Consider the following 17,876-nt stretch of genomic DNA (forward strand, 5'->3'; position numbering starts at 1 on the left):
TATATGGGGTGAATGGCCACCGACTTAAGCTTCGACCTCGATCGCTATCTGCGCGCATCTGGTGCCAGCAAGCCCGCCGCGTTTGATTGGGATCGGCCCCAACCGCAGCTCAGTAACGAGGCGCTGTTTTGCCTCGCCTACATGATGGACATCGAATCGCACACCATAGTGTATTTGCGGGAATTGCTGTCTACCGAGATCGTGCGCGAAGTGGATGTCACCGCTTTTCTCTCGTGCTGGGCGTACGAGGAGTTTTTCCATTCGTTGTTGCTGCGGCGCTTTCTCGGGCGGCAGGGAGTTGAAATTAACGATCGCCGGTTTTCCGAGTTGCGCCGTCGCCGCAGTCTCGCGGACCAGGTGATCGTTCCGCTCGCGCGCCTAGTGTCGCGGGCGACCCGTCATTTTCCCGCAGTGCATATGACCTGGGGCGCGATCAACGAATTCTCGACCCTGACCGGCTACGAAGCGGTCATTCGCCAGACCGATCCTGGTGCACCGGGACGCGAGCCGTCGCTGCTTACCACCATTCTGGAGCGAATTATCAAGGATGAGCGACGACACTTCGCGTTCTACTTCCACCAGGCGCGGACTCGGCTTAGGCCGCTTGCCGCGCAGCGCCTGACCTCGTTTCTGCTGCGCCGTTTCTGGACGCCAGTGGGAGTGACGGTGCGCGGCGACGAGTCGATGCGACGCGTCTGCGCGTTCATGTTCCCCGATGACGCGGGACTGAGCGCGCTGGGCAAGTTGGATTCTAAAACCCGCGCCCTCCCGGGTCTCGAGTGGTTTAACCTGGGACGGCGTTATGCGGAAGGAAACCGGTCTCGCTCGTTTAAGAGCTTTTCTGATGAAGAGGCAGGGCGCGGAGGACCGCGGGGGCTGAAATGCGAGCCCCTCGGACAAAATTAAGCCTCCTCGCCCGCTCGCCTCCCCCACGCGGACGGCCCGCTCTAGTTCTGCCTCCCTCGCCCATGCCGAGCGGGAGCGGACTCCAACCTTGCAGTTGATGCGGCGCGCGCATCTCTAGTAAATCTCGCTCGTTGTTCTTCGCGCCGATCTCACAGGCCGCAAGCTCAAAAATAGAAGGAGGGCGCATGTTCAACGGTATCGATCACTTCGTGATTGTCGTTCCCGAATTGGAAGCGGCCATCCGCGACTATACGGCAGCCGGGTTCACGGTAGTTCGGGGCGGACGCCACAATATCGGCTCGCATAACGCACTGATCGCGCTGGCCGATGGTGCCTACATCGAATTGATCGCGTTCCTTGATTCGGTCGGCGGGCATCCCTGGTACGCCGCCTTGGAGAAAGGCGGTGGCCTGGTCGACTTCTGCATGCAGACCGATGATCTCGAAGCCGACGCGGAAGCAATGCGCCAGGCCGGCGTTCCAATGAGCGCCGCCAACCCGATGACGCGCGACCGGCCGGACGGCTTTCGGCTCAGTTGGGTGCTTTCCATCCCCGGCCCGCCGTTCAATGGGAGAGCACCTTTTCTGATCAAGGATGAAACTCCGCGCGATGAACGCGTGCCGCGGCAACGATCACATCACAACGGCGTGACCGGCCTGAGGATTATGACGGTCGCAGTCGCGGATCCGGGCGCAACCAGTGTCCCGTATGCACGCGTGCTTGGCCGTCCCGCGGTGCCAATCCAGCGGCCGGACCTCGATGGCGTTGGGGTGCGGTTTACCATCGGGCCGCACGCGATCGAGTTGGTCGCACCGAAGAGCGAGGAGGGTCCGCTGGTCGATTGGATCAAGCTGCGCGGGCAATCTCCTTTTGGCGTAGTGCTGGCCGGCGGCTCCGGCGCCCGGCTCGATCCCGCCCTGCTGCAGGGCGCGCGTTTGACCATAGGTTAAGCGAGCGGAGGAACGAACATGGCCAGCCCAGTCAGTTTCGGATTCACGATTCCGCAGCGCGGGGTTCTCTTTGGAGTCGCAACCTGGCCCCAGATGATCGCGCTGGCGCGCGAAGCCGATCGGATTGCGCTGTTCGACTCGCTGTGGGTTGGCGATAGCGTGATGGCCAAGCCGCGCCCCGATTCGATTTCCCTGCTCGGCGCGCTCTCCGCAGCAACCACCCGCGTGAGGCTTGGGGTCGGATGCATGGCCAGCTTTCCGATTCGTGATCCGATCGTGTTTGCCCTTCAGTGGGCGACGCTGGATCTGATTTCCGGCGGCCGGATGGTGCTGGTGGTTTGCACCGGAATTGTCGCGGGAGGAGTGAGTGCGCGTGAGGGCAGCGCGTGGGGAATCAAGGATACCGCGCGCGGCAACCGGATGGCGGAAAATATCGAGATTTGCCGGCGGCTCTGGAGCGAGGACCGTGTCAGTTTCCAGGGCAAGTATCACTCGTTCAACGACGTCACGGTCACACCGCGGCCGATTCAGCAACCCTGTCCCATCTGGATCGCGGCCAACCCGCAGCCGCACGAGGCCGAGAAGCCGCTGCGGCGCGTGGTGCGAATTGCCGACGGCTGGATGTCAGCTAACGCGTTTCCCGGACTCTTCGCCGCAAACTGGGAGAAGCTCGCCGGACATCTGAAAGAGGCTGGCAAGGATCCCGCGACCTACCCAACCATCGCGTATCACAACATCAACATTAATCCCGACCGCGATGCGGCGCTGCAGGAATCGAAACGCTTCCTCGACGAATACTACGGACCGGTGTTCGCGCCGCCAATGGTCGAGGGGTGGACCGCGGCCGGCACCCCCAAGCAGTGCGCAGAAGACTTGCGCGCGATCGCACGCGCCGGTGCCAAGACCATAACCCTCCGTATCACGTCGTGGGACCAGGCGGGGCAGTTCCAGCGCCTCGTGCACGAGGTGCTGCCGCTGGTTAATCAGTAAGCTTGGTCTACAACCGCGCGGTCCTGGTTCCCAAGACGAGAATCCATTTTCCGGGAAGGCGCCCTGCGGTCATTTGACCGGCCCCCGCCGACGGCAACTCACGCCGGTGCGCTGCCGAGCGGCACCGTCGCTTGCATCGCGACTGCTTCGGCAGCGGGTTCCTCCGCAATCACGCCGAGGTCCTGGTACAGTCGCACGCCGGCTGCAGTAAAAAAGGCGATGGTCGCGTAAGTTACGGCGACCGCGAACAGGTCGAGCACAAAGATCGACGCCGCGATGGAGTTCGTCATTACGCTTACAGGCCCCAACAGCAAGCTAGCCGCCACAAACACGGTCGCCGCCCACGAGTTGTATCCCGACCAGACCGCGAGAAACACGACCACCCTGAGAGCGACCTTGAAGAACCGGCCACGCATCAGATCACGACTGAAGAGCAACGCAAGCCAGCTGCGACGGCCATCGAACACCAGCGAGTACTCTGCGAAGTACAGCCAGACGTAAACCACCAGCCCCGGCACCACCAGCAAAGCGAAACCAACAATGGTAGCAAGCCATTGCAGCAGAACCACGAGCGCGAAACCGGGAACCAGTTGCAGGGCGCGCCGATAGATCGCGATGCTTTCGGCGATGAGATCGGGCGCGCGGGTCTTTTCCCACATCCTTTGCAGCGCGCACAGGATGACTAGCTTCAGGGATACCGTAATCGCGATTGAAAGCAGGTGGAGAATCCGCGTAAACCAGACCGGGTAGAGCGGCGGCTGCGAGGTGTCGGGCGGTGGCGAGGGTTCTGGATGAGCTTGCGCGGGTATGAAGGAAACGCTCTGGCCACCCGCCGCCTCGAAGGTTTGGACCACGCGATGCTGCAGGTTCAGCGCATCGGGCAGCAGACAGAGCGAGGCGGCAAGCGCAAGCGGAGCGGCGATGAGCGCAAGAACGCTCCAGTTGCCGCGGAGATCGTTTACCGCATTGGCAAGATATATGAAGCTGCTCTTGAGCCGTGTCTGCCCCACGCGGCTAGAGGTTGTCATCCTGTCCAATCCAAGACAAGTGCACCACCCGTTTCGGCGCGGAACAGGCCGCAATCGTTTTGCGCTTTTCCCTCTTCATTTGACCGCTAGCTCCCGATAGCGTGAAGATAATGGCTCGGGCTCGCCCCTCGGTCGCAAGGAGTAAAGCCATGACAGATTCCGACCTTAAAGCCGCAATTGAACATGAGAACAAAATGATCCGCCGGCTGCGGTTCCTGGTCGACCTGACCTTCGCAACCATCGTGCAGGACTGCGACATGACTCTCGAGGAGGCCTGGCGGCACGTGCTGGCGCTCAAGGGCGCGGCGGTCTCGATGTTTCCGGGGAAGGAAGAGACCTTCGACCTTGTCTATCTGCCGCGATTTTCGCGCCTACTCCAGGAGCGTTTCGACGCGAACTAGTATGTGCACGCCGCGCACCACGACGGGACCATGGCTCGTCACGGCTTGAGAACGCTGAGCGGCGAAATCGCACAGCCGGACGGGACGCTGACCCGCGGGCAAATCACCTTTTCCGATCGAATCGTCGAGGTTCACGCGGCACCGACCTCGAGCGACGATTACATCCTGCCCGGATTCGTCGACCTGCAGGTGAACGGAGCACACGGCGCCGGCGTGATGACGGCCTCACCCGAAGCGATAGTCGGGATCGGCCGAAAGCTGGCGCCTGAGGGAACGACCGCGTGGCTGCCTACGGCGGTGACCGCGACCGTCGAGCGCATCGAGCAGGTGCATGCCGCTATCGCCCAAGCCACCTCGCTCGCGGCCGAGCAGAAAGGCCCGGCCGTGGCCGCCACGATTCTCGGTATGCATCTGGAAGGGCCGTTCATTTCGCCAAGGCGGCTCGGGGCGCATCCCCCGTTGAACCTCGAGCCGCGCGGCGAAGCGTTCGAGCGGCTGCGCGCGCTGCCAGCCGTGAAACTGGTAACGCTCGCGCCCGAGCTGCCGGGTGCGCTGGATGCCATCAAGCAGCTGACCGGACTCGGCGTAGCGGTTTCCCTCGGTCATACCGATGCGACGTTGGAAGAGGCGCGCGCGGGAGTGGCTGCTGGCGCGCGGATGTTCACCCACGTGTGCAACGCCATGCGTCCGCTGAACCATCGCGACCCCGGAGTGGTTGCGCTTGCGCTGGCGCCCTCCGCCGCCCGATCCGCCTTCATACCGGACGGCGTCCATGTGCATCCGGAGGTACTGCGGCTGGCCTGGCGGGCGCGCGGCACTCCGGGAATCGTCCTCACCACCGACATGGTCCCGCTGGCGGGAACCGGGGGCGAGGCGAGTTGGGATGTAGGCTCCGGCCGGGCACGAATCGATCGTGGCGCCGCGCGGCTGGCGGACGGCACCCTTGCGGGAAGCATCATTTCGATGCTCGACGGCGTGCGCTTGATGCAGCGCGAAGTCGGGGTGCCGCTGGCCGAAGCAGCGGTTATGGCATCTACCAACCCGGCCGCGGTACTCGGGCTTCGCAATCGCGGGCAACTGGTGCCGAGCTGTTGGGCCGATCTGATAGTACTGAACCGTGCGCTCGAATTGCGGGCGGTATTCGTCGGCGGTCGCGAACTGAGTTGATTAGTCACCAGAAATGAGGTTAAGCAAAATGCCTCTCAACAAGTCGTGCATCGGCAGAGAATTTGCTCCGGTAACCACCGAGGTCACCGCCGCCGCGATCCAAAAATATGCGCGAGCTTACAACGACGACAATCCGGCATTCTTTGAGGCGGCCCGGCCGGGTGGCCTGGTTGCACCGCCCATGTTCGCGGTGGTGGTAACCTGGAGCTCGACCCTCAACGCGGTAATGGACCCCGAGACGGGGGCCGACCTGCTGCGCCTGGTCCACGGCGAACAAGACATGTCTTTCCTGGCTCCGATTCGCCCCGGCGACCGGATTACCTCACGCGCAAAAATCACCGCGATTGATACCAAGGCGACGGGCGAAACGATGACCGTCGACCTGAGCGCGGTGAATCAGAATGGGGTGGCGGTGAACCATTCAGTTTTCAGTGCATTCATTCGGGGGGGTGGCCGGCGCTCAAGCCCGCAAGAGACGCGTACTGATGAGCCACCGGGCGGCGAGCCCATGTTGACCGTTGCACAAAGCATCGATGCGGATCAGACCCTCCGTTACGCGGAAGCTTCGGGCGATCGCAATCCGATTCACGTCGATGAAAACGTGGCGCGAATGGCGGGCCTGCCTGGAATCATCGTGCACGGCCTTTGCACCATGGCTTTCACCTCGAAAGTCATGATCGACAATCTCTGCGACGGCGACCCCACCCGTCTTAAGCGGCTGCGCGTGCGATTTTCGCGTCCGGTGCGCCCGGGCGAAACGATCACCACCCGCGTGTGGCCCGAAGGAGAGCGGGAGGGACGTCGCGCTTTCGCATACCAGACCAGCGCAAGCGACGGTCAGGCCGTCATTCGCGGCGGGATCGCCGAAGTGTCTTAATCAGCGGCGCCGGCTACGGATGAAACCCCGAGCTGGCGTAGTTGAGCTGCGGAGTTTGGCTCCAGCTTCGTCGCGCCGAGGATGCTGCAGTGAACATAACTCTGGGGCTTTCGCTTTCACTGAGCGGCAAATTCGCGCCGCTCGGACGTCAAATCGAGGACGCACTGCAGCTTTTCGTCGCCGACATCAACGCCGCCGGTGGAGTAATGATTGGCGCAGAACGCAGCTACTTTGCGTTGCGCTGCCACGACGATCGCAGCGAGCAAACCCGCTGCGCAGCGATCTATCGCGAGCTATGTGCAGGCACCGGCAGCGACATCGTGTTGGGACCTTACTCCAGCGAACTTACTGCAGTTGCCGCACCGATTGCGGAGGAACATGGCCGCGTGTTCATTAATCACGCCGCTGCCGCCGACGGTATCTATCGACGCGGATACAAGATGATCGTGGGACTGCCAACTCCCGCCAGCCAATATCTCGACGAATTCATTCGCTTGCTTGCGTCGCTCAAGTTCTGGCGCAAGCGTCTGGCGCTAATCACCGAACCGACGGACTTCACACGTTCGCTCAGCATTGGCGCGCAGGCTTGCATACGTGAGCCTCCGGTTCGGCGCAAAGGCGTGCGCCTGCGCGTCAAATGGGAGGAGCGGTTAGATTCGGGGCAGGCGAGCGAGGTGCTGGTGAGCACGCTGCGCCGGGATCGAATCAATTCACTGGTCAGTGCCGGCAGCTATGACCACGATCTAGCGGTGATGCGCGCGGTTCTCGATTCAGAACTCAATATCCCGGTGCTGGCGTGCGTCGCGGCCGGGCGGAGCAGATTCGGCACCGACCTTGGCGAGCGCGCGGAGGGAATCGTGGGAACCAGCCAGTGGGAGCCAGATTCGCAAGTTATTCCCGAGCTGGGACCGAATTCCCGTGAGTTTGCGTATCGGATGCGCACCCAGACCCGCACCGCCACATGCGATTACGTCGCTGCACAGGCTTACGCGGCGGGGGTTCTGGCCGCCGATGTCATCGGGAAGCTTGGCACCTGCGACCAGGTGAGGATGCGCGAACAATTTTCGACGCTTCGAACCGGAACCCTGTTTGGCGCTTTCGAAATCGATCCCGAAACTGGCTGCCAGGTCGCGCATCACATGCTGACCGTGCAGTGGCACAAGGGCAGCAAGGTACCGATCGAGCCCCACCCGCCGCTCGGCGATCGCGGATCGAGCGAGTATTCCGCTGGATGGCGCCTCCTGGAGGCCGGCGCGCAGCTCTTGGGGTTAGGAAACCGCGGCAAACGCAACCGCGGCGACGGTTACGAACTGGATCGCAATTAAGTTCGCAAGCGGAATCCACCACATCGAAGTTTGCGAAAGTCGTTCACCGGGAGCGAGATTCCTTCGCGAGAGGTTTCCCCCAGAGCGTTGAACGCATCCGGGGTGGAGCGTCTTCCGGCCTCGGTCGGTGACTCAATCTCAGAAACTGCGCTGGTCGGGCGGTGGCTCCTGTCCCAGCTTTTTCGCCGAGGCAAGGGCGGCCGAGCGGAAGATACCGTGCGCCATGGTGGAGATCGCTCTTTCGGCGCGAGCTTCGTAAATGGAGACCCGCGCCTGGTGCGCTGGACGATCATCCGGAGCCGCGGCGACGGCCCAATCGACTAGGTGCGCGGCAAGAGCCAACTCGCCTGCCACGAGTTTTTCCAACGCCCGCGTGACAATTTTATCGACTCCACCCGCCAGCGCCGCAATCTCGCGACCCCGCTCAGCGTCGGTTGCGGGCTGCAGGTTTGAGGGAACGCCGTCATACCATCCGCCTTCCAGTCGCCAGATGTTGCGCACGATGAACTCGGGATCATCGTAGACCGGCTGGAGGTACGGTTTCTCGGCCAGATCGGGTCGCGGCTTGACCGCGTGGATTATCTCGTCAAGCGTCGCGTCCGCGTTCATCATCGCGACGGTCGTATCGTAGAGACCCTGAAGAAACTCGGCGGTGTCGTTGAGCATCCGTCTCACGGTCAGCGCGCCGAACACCGGGTAGCCGTGGCCAGGCACCAGCACTTCCGCGCCCAGTTTGCTCATCGCGCGGAGCGCCTCGGCCCAATCGCGTGCGTAGCGCTGGACCTTCTGTGGATTGCCCGCGTTGGGCACCGCCCAGATGATGAAATCTCCGGTGCACAGCACTTTACGCTGCGGAATGTAGACCCAACAGTGGTCGTCGGTCTCGCCGCGCGCGTGATGACATTCGAATTTGTGATCACCCGCAACCACGTTGAGCTGATTGTCGAAATAGGTGTCGGGGTACACGTACTCGGTAGGCCATTGCGACTGGCGGCTGAACTGACGCGTGTTGACCGCGCTGTTATAACCGAGGGTCCGCTTGTAGCGGTCGAAGCGTGCCGCCACGGCGCGGTGCCCGACCACGCGTGGGCGCGCGAGGTTGTTCTTGCGCGCCTCGGCGAGCAGCGCCGGAGTGCCACAGGCATGGTCGACGTGTCCATGGGTATAGATCGCGGTGTTCACCCGCTCCGGGGAAAACTTGCGCAGCAGTTCGAGAGTAGCGGACTGATTGAAGTAGGCCCCGGTATCGATCAGCACCAGCCCTTCGCGGGTTTTAATAGCGGTGACGTTCGCGAACCAGCGGTAGAACATCACGCCGTCGGCGACTTCCTCGCTCTCGCCGGTCGCCATGAGCGGGTGAAGCTGGCGCGTTGAAATTTCGCCACGGATCAGTTTTTCGGAGGTCTCCCTGACTACGCCCATAGGCTTGTCGACCGGGCGGATTATCCGCCCCGTACTCGCGGCCGCGCAACCGCCGACGACTTGCAAACGAGGGTTGGTCGGTCCACGCCCCCAACTGCATACCCTCTCCGGTAATTTCCGATAGACCGGTGTCTACAACACAGCTAACTCAATGGATGCAGTTGGCCGACGTGACGAATCTTGCGATGTTCTACCCAGTGATAGCGATCATGCTGGTCGATGAGTGCCCCTTCGATTCCTGCCGCGCGCGCACCAACCATATCGATCGAGTAGATATCTCCGGCGAAACGCGCCTCTTTGGGTGTCACGCCCAGGCGTTCAAGAGCGATATGAAAAATTCGCGGATCGGGTTTGGCCACGCCGACCACGTGCGAGTCCACGATGGTGTCGAAAAACGGCGCGAGCCCAAAGTCTTTCGCATCTCTCTCGACGTTGCCGTCCGCGTTCGAGACGACCGCCAGTTTGAACCCCTGCGACTTGAGCCGCTCCAGCGCTTCAACAGTTCCGGGCCTCACCACATGCCACAGGGTCCGCTCGCGATGAATCTCTTGGAAGCGCACAGCGTACCCGGGCACTTCCTCCTCGGGAATTCCTGCCGCGCGCATCCAGCCGCGGAAGAATTGTTGGTAGCCGTCGTTCACGTCGCCTCGACGCTCGCCCATCATGAACCGATCGAGCATCGCACGGCCCTGGTACTCCGCATACTCAAGCGCGAGCGCATCGAGTTTGCGCCCCGAACGACTGAACTCGTGCGCGAGTAATTCGTAATCGAGAAACGCCAGCGTTCCGCCAAAGTCGAACAGCAGTGCTTTGACCGCCGACGCCCGCGAAGAGCCTGATTTTTCCTGCGCTGCCATGGTGATGAGCTTAGAGGTCCGAGGTTACGAGCGCTATATCCCAAGCCGCGCTCCCCGGCTTAAACACAGCCCTAACTCGGTCTCAAATCGCCGAAGACATCGCTGGCGGTCGGACAGCCTCTCGTTATGGTACCGGCGCAAGCCGGGAAGCTAGCCCAATGGGCGATAGTGACCGGTGTTTGGGGCAGACCCGTACCCGGGTTGCTTCACCGTCTGGCGAAAAGATAAGATTTTTCTGGATTTTTTGCTTTGCCCACTCGCACCGCGGATCATAAGTGGAAGGCGCAATGTACACCGGAATAATCGAAGACTTGGGCAGCATCGCTAGTGTCAAGCGCGTTCCGCAGGGCGCGGTGATGACGGTCAAAACCGCGCTGCCTCTGAGTAAGATCGATATTGGCGATTCGATTTGCTTTAACGGGGTCTGCGTTACGGTCGTGGCGAAAGGACGGGGAAAAATTTCCGCCGACCTTTCCGCCGAGACCCTGCGCCGCTCGACCTTGGGCAAGCTCAAGGCCGGAGACCGGATTAACCTCGAGCGATGCCTCACGATGGACAAGCTGCTCAGTGGCCACCTGGTGGCCGGGCACGTGGATGGCGTCGCGCGGATCGTTTCCGTCAAGCCCGAGGGGAGCTCGCGGCTCTTCACCTTCGAGGCGCCGGCCAGCGAGGTTCGGTACCTGGTGGAGAAAGGATCCGTGGCGCTCGACGGAATCAGCCTGACCTGTTTCGCGATCAAGGGCCGTCAATTTTCGGTGGCGCTGATTCCGCATACCCTCAAGGTCACCACGCTTGGCGACCGAAAAGCTGGCGACAAGGTAAACTTCGAAAGCGACATGTTGGTCAAGTACGTCGAGAAGATGCTGGTCCAGCGGGGATTCGCCTCCCTCGCGTCGGCGCAGGCCCAGGCGGGAGCCGCGCGATGAGCCTGATGCAGATACCGCGCAAGATCGAGTACGCGTTGCGTGCAATGATCTACCTCGCGGATCGTCCGGCGGGAGTCGCGCGCGGAAGCGAAATCGCCCGGCACGAACAGATTCCCAAGTACTACCTGGAGAAAGTGATTCGCGACCTGATGCGACGTGGACTGGTCCAGGCGCGGCGCGGCCCCGGTGGCGGCTATCAGCTCGCGCGCTCCGCCCCGCAGATCACCTTCCGCGACATCATCGAGGCGGTCGAAGGTCCGATCACACTCAACATCTGCACCGACGGATCCAGTTCGTGCGCGCTGCAGCCGACCTGCAGGATGTACCGGGTCTGGGAGAAAGGGCAGCGCGTGCTGCTGGAAGTGTTCTCTGATACTTCGCTGTCTGAAGTCGCATCGAGTAAGGCTCCAGGTAGTCCCCTCACCGGTGGGACAGCTCGGTCCGAATCGGTCGGCAAACAATAACCAGTGTTCTCTGCGGAACTCTCCATCTTGCCGGGTCCAGCCCGCCGTGAGCCGGGCATCCAGCGGTGAACGACCCGTCATCGGTTTCTCAGCCCGCGGGCGAACGGTCGCGCACTCGCAGCTTTTCCGAGGAAAGCTTCTATCTCGAGGAGTTCTACGGTAAGAGCCTGCTGTTCGCGATGGTTCCGCCGGCCGGCACTCGCATCAGCGACTTCAACTCACTGTTACATACGCTGCGTCATCTCAAGAAGAACCAGACCCGCTGCATCGTGATCGTTTCTCGGAGCGCGCTGCCCAAGCTCCTGCGCCGGATGGGCCGGCACGCGCCAAGCGGACCAGTGCCGGTGTTTAATCCCTCGGTCGGCGTGCGCTCGCGCCCTTATCCGCCCGATGGCGCCGTAGCCCAAATCTGGGAAGGGTTGCGTGCGGGCTCTATAGTGGTCGCCTCGACCAGCGATGAGGAGGAAGACGACCTGGTGGTGTTCGCGCAAGAGCTGGCCAGCCGGCTGCGCGTCTTCAAACTTATCTTTCTCGATCGCCAGGATGGGCTCGTCGATCGCAAAGGCAATCGGCTATCCTTCGTCGAAAGCAAACGGATCCCGCGCACGACGCGGGGAATCCGCTCGCGGGTACGACGGGCGATAATTCGCTCCGCCGCGCGCGCTCTCAAAGACGGGGTCGGCTCCGTGAACCTGGTCGCCCCGCGCGACGTGTACGAAGAACTGTTCAGCTTTATCGGGGCAGGGACCTTGTTCACTGAAACTCCCTACGGTCACGTGCAGCCGATTTCCATCGATGACTTCGAAGAAGTCGAAGCGCTCATTATGCGCGGGCAGAGTGAAGGCTCTCTGCTGTCCCGCAGCGAGGAGCAGATCGCGAAGATCCTTCCCTCGTGCTTCGGCTACCGAATCGGCGATGAACACCTGGCCGGGATTTGTGCACTGCTGACCGATCCGTATCGGCGGGAACGCGCGGGCGAGATCACCGCCCTGTACACGCTCACCCGCTTCCAGGGCGAAGGGGTAGCCGTGGAGCTGGTCAAGGAGGTGGTGAGCGAGGCACGGGCGCGAATGCTGCGGTATGTGTTTGCATGCACCAGCGAAGAGCGTGCGGCTCGGTTTTTCAGTCGCCTCAAGTTCCGCCGGGTCGGAGCCAAAGAAGTACCGGCATCGAAGTGGCGCGGTTACGATCGGACGCGGATCGGGAGACTCAGCATCTTCCACTACAAGTTGGACTGAGAATGGGAGTGCGAACCAAGCCGACACCTTGGCGCAAACCGCACCGGAGAGTTCCCGGGCGCAGGGAGCGGAACTCCGCTCGCGACACTTCTGTTTTCCGGTCAGCGCCGTGGCCCGCCGAAGATTGGCCGATCATAGAACCGTGCAACCAGTCTACCCGGGTCCCGACTACCACTGCGGGCCGGGGTGAGGCTGCGGTGCACCCGCCGGTAAGGAAACTCGCTCGAACGCAACCCCGATGTCTGGATAGCTCATGTGCGGCATAGCAGGGGTGATGATGTCCAACGGGCGGCCGGTCCATCCGGAGACCCTGGACGTGCTACAGGCCGCACTCGCGCATCGCGGGCCGGACGGCAGCGGGCGCCATGTCGCGGGTTGCGTGGGTCTGTTGAGCACCCGCCTGGCCATCATCGATCTCAAGACCGGCCGCCAGCCGCTGTATGAAGATCAGGGCGCGGTGCTGGTTGCCAATGGCGAGATTTACAACGATCCAGAGCTGCGCAAACAGCTCGCCGAGGTGCGCTTTCGCACCGGATCGGATTGCGAGTCCCCCCTGCATCTCTATCGGCGCAAAGGTCTTAAGTTTGTCGACGAGCTCCGCGGCATGTACGCGATCGCGATCTACGATCCGGCTGCCGGAAAGCTGGTCCTGACCCGCGACCCATTTGGAATCAAACCGCTTTACTACGTGGAGAAGGCTCCCTTGTTCGCTTTCGCTTCCGAGCCCAGCGCACTCCTGGCGGCGGGGCTGGCCGAGCGCCGGATCCGACCGCGCGCTCGCGTCGAACTCATGCAACTCAAGTTCACCACCGGCGCCGATACCATCTTCTCGCATATCCATCGCGTGCTTCCCGGCGAAACGCTGGTGATTGCCGACGGAAAAATCGTGGAGCGCCACCGACGCGCGGCCTTGCCCGCAGGGGCGCCGCTGGTGATCGACTACCAGGATGCCCTGCGACAGCTCGACCAGGTCTTGCGCGACAGCGTCGAACATCATCTTCGATCGGACGTTCCCTACGGCCTGTTCCTGTCCGGTGGAATCGATTCCTCGACGCTGGTCGGATTGATGGCCCAGCTTTCACCCAATCCGGTAGTCGCGATCAGCGCGAGTTTTCCAGAGAGCAGTGTGGCCGACGAAAGTCGCGACGCGCTCCGGGTCGCACGTGCGGTCGGCGCCGATCACCACATCGTGGAAATGAGCGCCGACTACTTCTGGAGACGCGCGCCGCGCATCGCGGATGCGCTCGACGATCCCACCACCGATGCCGCAACGATTCCTACCTTCGCACTTGCCCAGGCGGCGAGGAATCACGTCACCGTGGTGCTGAGCGGCGAGGGTGGCGATGAGATGTTCTGCGGGTACAGTCGCTACCGGCGGGCGCGCTGGCTGAGGGGCGCGCTCACCAGGCACGCACGCACGCGCGGCGAATTCGCCGCATTCGGAACTATGAATGGTGCGCTCGACGGTTGGCGCGACGGACTCAACGAAACGGAACGTCGCGAAGCGACCAGCGAGCGGACTTTCATCCAGAAATTGCAAGCTGTGGATTGCGCCGAATGGCTGCCCAACGACCTACTGACCAAGCTGGACCGATGCCTGATGGCTAACAGCCTCGAGGGACGCACTCCGTTTCTCGATCCGATGGTCGCCGATTTCGCGTTGCGGCTGCCCGACGAGGCCAAAGCAACGACCCGGATGAGCAAGCGTCTCCTGCGCGATTGGCTGGCGCGCAATGTTCCCGCGGCGCAGCCATACGCGAAGAAGTTGGGTTTTAATCCGCCGGTGGGCGAATGGATCGCAGCCCGCAGATCGGTGGTCAAAGACCAGGTCGCGGCGCAGCCGGGGATTGCCGAAGCCTTTAGCAAGACGGATGTTCAGCGCGTGTTCGCCTACCCGGAAAAAAATCCTCAGGCCGCGTGGAGCCTGCTGTTCTACGCACTGTGGCACAGCAGACACGTACTGGGTGTTCCATACGACGGAAATATCGAGGATGTGCTCGCCGCGGCCGCTTTGCGTGGATAACCTGTCGCCGGTTGGGCGCGCAGGTCGCTCGTCTCCTTTCCTGCACCTGACGGCGGCTTGGGAAGCGCCACCGGTGCGGTTCGGACCCCGGCTTGTCGTTGCTGCGGCCCTCGTCGGAGGCGCGGCCGGCCACCCTCTTCCCGCGGGGGCACGACCATGACTCCTTCGTCGTGGAAGTCCCAGCGCGGCGCGATGGTCATGTGCGCGGCAATCGCGCTCGCCGTCGCGGTCCTGACCTTGCACCGGTTGGGCGCCAGCGACCTCTGCAGCGGCGATGAAGCAGTGGAGGCGGTATTCGTGCAGCAGATGGTCGAGCATCACGAGTTGCTGTTCCCCCTCGAGAACGCCAAGCAGCCGATGTACAAGCCGCCGCTGTTTCACTGGACGGCTGCTGCGTTCGACCGGCTCGGCGGTATCGGCCGGGTGACGGTGCGCGGGGTGCGCGCGGTTGCGGCAGGCTACGCGATCGCGGGAGCAATCCTTACTATGGTTGCGGCCGCCGCGCTGCTGGGCGCCGAGGGTGCGGTTTTAGCCGGGCTCGCGCTGGCGGGATCGTATCAATACATCAGCCAGGGCCGGATGGCGCGGGTCGACATGACGCTGTGCTTCTTTGAAACACTGGCGCTGTTGGTGTTCGTGTGGTGGCTTCCGGAGCGGGTGGCTACCGGGGCGCGGGAGGCGTTGGAGCGGCGGCTACGTCTGTACGTGCTCGCCGTCGTGATGGGACTGGCGGTGCTTTCCAAGGGTCCGGTCGGCGCCCTCGTGCCGGGTGCCGCCATGCTGGCTTTCATGTTGTACGAGCGGCGGTTTCGACAGCTGCCCGCGCTCCTGGAGCCGGGGCCGCTCTTGATCGGCGCGATGGTTGCCCTGAGCTGGTACGCGGCCTGCTATCTGGGCGGCCGGTTCGGATTCCTCAACCGTCAGATCGGCAGCGAGAATTTCGGACGGTTCTTCGGATCGCTTGGCGCAATGTCGCCGCTCTACTACCTCAAACCCGTCTTCCTGAATTCTGCTCCGCTAAGCCTGTTGGCTCCCATCGCGGTCGGCGCCGTATTGTGGCCGCGCAACTCCACGGCCGAGCAGGAAGTCGTCAGCGGCCTTAAGCCGGCGACCCCGGAAACTGCTCGAGCCGGCTCTGCGATGCGGCTGTTCGCGATCTTCTGGATCGTAACGGTCTTGTTCTTCAATCTCGCCGCGTATAAACGGCGCGCCTACCTGCTACCCCTGTGGCCGGCCAATGCGATTCTGATCGCGTGGTTGTTTCTCCGGATCGCGCGCTTTCCTTGGGGGGTCATTGCCAAATGGACCTACGTCGCGACCTGCGCCGGGTTGATCGTGTTCAATTTCCTCTATATTCCGCGCCGTGAGATGCGTGACTGCGCGGACAGCAGCTATCGACCCGCGGCCGAGGAAATTCTCCAAGTGGTGGGCAGCAACGATCCGCTCTACACGTTCGGCTTCGACGAAGAACTGTCGCCGCTGCTCTTTTATCTCGATCGCAACGCGCCGGCGTTGAAGGACAAGCTCGGCGATGCGCCGCCGGGCTACGTGATCCTGCCGCTTAAGGTGTGGAAGGCGCATCAGTCTGAAGCGCTCGACTTGACGCCGGTACTCACCAGCGAGCACGGCCAGCGCAAGATCGTCCTGCTGCGCCGCGGGAAAACCTACGCGCGAACCGAAAGGGCGAGGCTTGCACGGATGAAGGTGCCGCAGCGGCGCCAGCGACAGATTTCGAGGGCGCTCAGACTTGCCTGTAGCGGAAGCAGTTGGTCATGTGGTCGTTGACCATCCCGACCGCCTGCATAAACGCATAACAGATAGTGGTGCCAACGAAGCTGAAGGCGCGTTTGCGTAGGTCCTTGCTCAGCGCATCGGATTCGGCGGTCGAAGCGAGCAGGTCGCTACGCTGGCGCAGCGCGTTGCGCTTGGGCTTGCCGCCCACGAACTGCCATACGTAGGCATCGAAGCTGCCGAACTCCTCCTGCACCGCAAGGAATGCTTTCGCGTTGGCAATCGAGGAATCGATCTTCAGGCGATTGCGGACGATGCCCTCGTTGTTGAGCAGCCGGGCGATTTCGCGTTTGCCGTACTTTGCGACCTTGCGCGGGTCAAATCCGTCATAGGCGGCGCGATAGTGCTCGCGCTTGCGGAGAATCGTGTCCCAGCTAAGGCCGGCCTGCGCGCCCTCGAGAATCAGAAACTCGAACAGCTTATCGTCATCGTGGAGCGGGACACCCCACTCGCCATCGTGGTAGGCGATCTCGAGGTCATTGTTGGCCCAGAAACATCGCGTAGGGGTTTTCACGCCAAGCACAATCTAGCGGTTTGCTGAAACAAAGGCATATCGCCGCCGCCCCACCCAAAATCAGCGGAGCTGAGGGAGGTTTCACGCGTGCGTGGCGACCCCGCGCGATTCGCCCATGAGCGCCGACGCGAGCGCGGTCAGGTCGGGCTCGTCGTAGTAGTCGAGCTCGACGCGCCCGGGGCTCTTTCCCCGCTTCTTAATGATTCGGACCTTGCGCTTGAGAGCGCGCTGTAATCCCTCCACGAGTGCATTCAGATTGGGGTCATCAGGCGCAGGGCGCGGCGTGCCGGTGTTGCGCCTGCGACGTTGTTCCTGGGCCAGCGCTTCGGCGCTCCGCGCGGTCAGCCCGCGCTCGACGATGGCGCGTGCCGCGGCGATTTGTGCATCGGCGGAAGCGAGCGCGAGCAGGGGGCGCGACTGACCCACGGTCAACTTACTCTGCGCGATCAGGTCGAGTACCGGCTCGGGCAAGTCCAGCAGCCGGATCGCGTTGCTCACGTAGGGCCGACTCTTGCCGATGCGCGCCGCGATGTCGTCGTGGGTCTGACCGAAATCCTGGTTAAGGCGCTTGAGCGCACGTCCTTCTTCGACCGGATTGAGTTCCTCGCGGGCCAGGTTTTCGACCAGGGCCATCTCGAGCGCACCGCGGTCGTCGAGTTCGCGCGGCAGGACCGGCACGCGCTCCAATCCGGCCAGCCGCGCAGCGCGCAGGCGCCGCTCGCCGGCGATTAGCTGGTAGGGCTGCCGGCTCGAACCGTCGGCGCCGGTGAGCCGCACGATCAGGGGTTCGATGATGCCCTGGCTTTTGATCGCCTGGGCGAGTTCCGCGAGACCCTCCGGATCGAAGTAGGTGCGCGGCTGATACGGCCCCGGTGCAATCTCCTCCAGGCGCACCAAACTCACCTGGCTTACCGGCGGTTGTGCAAGCGTGTTTTCGATCAGCGCATCGAGCCCTCGCCCCAGCGGTCGTCGCAGCATTCCGTCTCCTCCCACCCCG

Annotated in this window: 17 protein-coding genes; 12 read left to right on the forward strand and 5 right to left on the reverse strand. The window is 62.7% G+C overall.

The window, feature by feature from the left end:
- The first annotated feature begins 12 nt into the window (after positions 1 to 12).
- The 3 genes from VGI36_02065 to VGI36_02075 all read left to right on the forward strand — a co-directional run bounded on the left by VGI36_02065 (position 13) and on the right by VGI36_02075 (position 2,846).
- Positions 13 to 906, forward strand: a complete 894-nt coding sequence (locus tag VGI36_02065; GenBank protein HEY2483899.1) for a hypothetical protein — start codon at positions 13 to 15, stop codon at positions 904 to 906.
- A 185-nt stretch (positions 907 to 1,091) separates the two neighbouring features.
- The gene (locus tag VGI36_02070) at positions 1,092 to 1,856 is read left to right on the forward strand and encodes a VOC family protein (protein ID HEY2483900.1); all 765 of its coding nucleotides are present in this window, start codon (positions 1,092 to 1,094) and stop codon (positions 1,854 to 1,856) included.
- Positions 1,857 to 1,874: 18 nt separating this feature from the next.
- Positions 1,875 to 2,846 (forward strand): LLM class flavin-dependent oxidoreductase, encoded by a 972-nt coding sequence (locus VGI36_02075; GenBank protein HEY2483901.1) that lies wholly within the window; start codon positions 1,875 to 1,877, stop codon positions 2,844 to 2,846.
- 98 nt (positions 2,847 to 2,944) lie between these two features.
- Here the strand turns inward: VGI36_02075 and VGI36_02080 are convergent, their stop codons facing one another.
- Entirely contained in the window at positions 2,945 to 3,874 is a 930-nt protein-coding gene (locus tag VGI36_02080; GenBank protein HEY2483902.1) for a hypothetical protein, read from the reverse strand.
- 149 nt (positions 3,875 to 4,023) lie between these two features.
- On the opposite strand from VGI36_02080, the gene VGI36_02085 reads away from it, so the two are divergent.
- The 4 genes from VGI36_02085 to VGI36_02100 all read left to right on the forward strand — a co-directional run bounded on the left by VGI36_02085 (position 4,024) and on the right by VGI36_02100 (position 7,644).
- Positions 4,024 to 4,275, forward strand: a complete 252-nt coding sequence (locus tag VGI36_02085; GenBank protein HEY2483903.1) for a hypothetical protein — start codon at positions 4,024 to 4,026, stop codon at positions 4,273 to 4,275.
- Between the two features lie 3 nt (positions 4,276 to 4,278).
- A complete protein-coding gene (gene nagA, locus VGI36_02090; GenBank protein HEY2483904.1) occupies positions 4,279 to 5,442 on the forward strand; it encodes an N-acetylglucosamine-6-phosphate deacetylase in 1,164 nt (387 codons plus the stop codon).
- Between the two features lie 28 nt (positions 5,443 to 5,470).
- Positions 5,471 to 6,319, forward strand: a complete 849-nt coding sequence (locus tag VGI36_02095) for a MaoC/PaaZ C-terminal domain-containing protein (protein ID HEY2483905.1) — start codon at positions 5,471 to 5,473, stop codon at positions 6,317 to 6,319.
- A gap of 89 nt (positions 6,320 to 6,408) precedes the next feature.
- Complete coding sequence (locus VGI36_02100) at positions 6,409 to 7,644, forward strand: ABC transporter substrate-binding protein (GenBank protein HEY2483906.1); 1,236 nt, start codon at positions 6,409 to 6,411, stop codon at positions 7,642 to 7,644.
- A 138-nt stretch (positions 7,645 to 7,782) separates the two neighbouring features.
- Here the strand turns inward: VGI36_02100 and VGI36_02105 are convergent, their stop codons facing one another.
- A complete protein-coding gene (locus VGI36_02105; GenBank protein HEY2483907.1) occupies positions 7,783 to 9,066 on the reverse strand; it encodes an alkyl sulfatase dimerization domain-containing protein in 1,284 nt (427 codons plus the stop codon).
- Positions 9,067 to 9,209: 143 nt separating this feature from the next.
- On the reverse strand, positions 9,210 to 9,923 hold the full coding sequence (locus VGI36_02110; protein HEY2483908.1) for an HAD family hydrolase: 714 nt from the start codon (positions 9,921 to 9,923) through the stop codon (positions 9,210 to 9,212).
- A gap of 287 nt (positions 9,924 to 10,210) precedes the next feature.
- Between VGI36_02110 and VGI36_02115 the strand changes: the two genes are divergently transcribed.
- From VGI36_02115 to VGI36_02135, 5 genes are all read left to right on the forward strand, one after another.
- On the forward strand, positions 10,211 to 10,849 hold the full coding sequence (locus VGI36_02115) for a riboflavin synthase (GenBank protein HEY2483909.1): 639 nt from the start codon (positions 10,211 to 10,213) through the stop codon (positions 10,847 to 10,849).
- Positions 10,846 to 11,313, forward strand: coding sequence for an Rrf2 family transcriptional regulator (locus VGI36_02120; protein HEY2483910.1), 468 nt, complete (start codon positions 10,846 to 10,848; stop codon positions 11,311 to 11,313). The genes VGI36_02115 and VGI36_02120 overlap by 4 nt, the downstream gene beginning before the upstream one ends.
- Positions 11,314 to 11,378: 65 nt before the next feature.
- Complete coding sequence (locus tag VGI36_02125; GenBank protein HEY2483911.1) at positions 11,379 to 12,551, forward strand: GNAT family N-acetyltransferase; 1,173 nt, start codon at positions 11,379 to 11,381, stop codon at positions 12,549 to 12,551.
- 253 nt (positions 12,552 to 12,804) lie between these two features.
- Complete coding sequence (asnB, locus tag VGI36_02130) at positions 12,805 to 14,574, forward strand: asparagine synthase (glutamine-hydrolyzing) (protein HEY2483912.1); 1,770 nt, start codon at positions 12,805 to 12,807, stop codon at positions 14,572 to 14,574.
- Positions 14,575 to 14,730: 156 nt separating this feature from the next.
- On the forward strand, positions 14,731 to 16,359 hold the full coding sequence (locus tag VGI36_02135) for a glycosyltransferase family 39 protein (protein ID HEY2483913.1): 1,629 nt from the start codon (positions 14,731 to 14,733) through the stop codon (positions 16,357 to 16,359).
- Here the strand turns inward: VGI36_02135 and VGI36_02140 are convergent.
- Together VGI36_02140 and VGI36_02145 are read right to left on the reverse strand one after the other, a co-directional pair.
- A complete protein-coding gene (locus tag VGI36_02140) occupies positions 16,316 to 16,879 on the reverse strand; it encodes a DNA-3-methyladenine glycosylase I (GenBank protein ID HEY2483914.1) in 564 nt (187 codons plus the stop codon). The genes VGI36_02135 and VGI36_02140 overlap by 44 nt on opposite strands.
- An 81-nt stretch (positions 16,880 to 16,960) precedes the next feature.
- Positions 16,961 to 17,857 carry a ParB/RepB/Spo0J family partition protein gene (locus tag VGI36_02145; GenBank protein HEY2483915.1) on the reverse strand — a complete coding sequence of 299 codons (897 nt, stop codon included), beginning with the start codon at positions 17,855 to 17,857 and terminating at the stop codon, positions 16,961 to 16,963.
- Between the last annotated feature and the right edge of the window lie 19 nt (positions 17,858 to 17,876).

Source organism: Candidatus Binataceae bacterium, assembly GCA_036495685.1.
GTDB lineage: Bacteria > Desulfobacterota > Binatia > Binatales > Binataceae > JAFAHS01.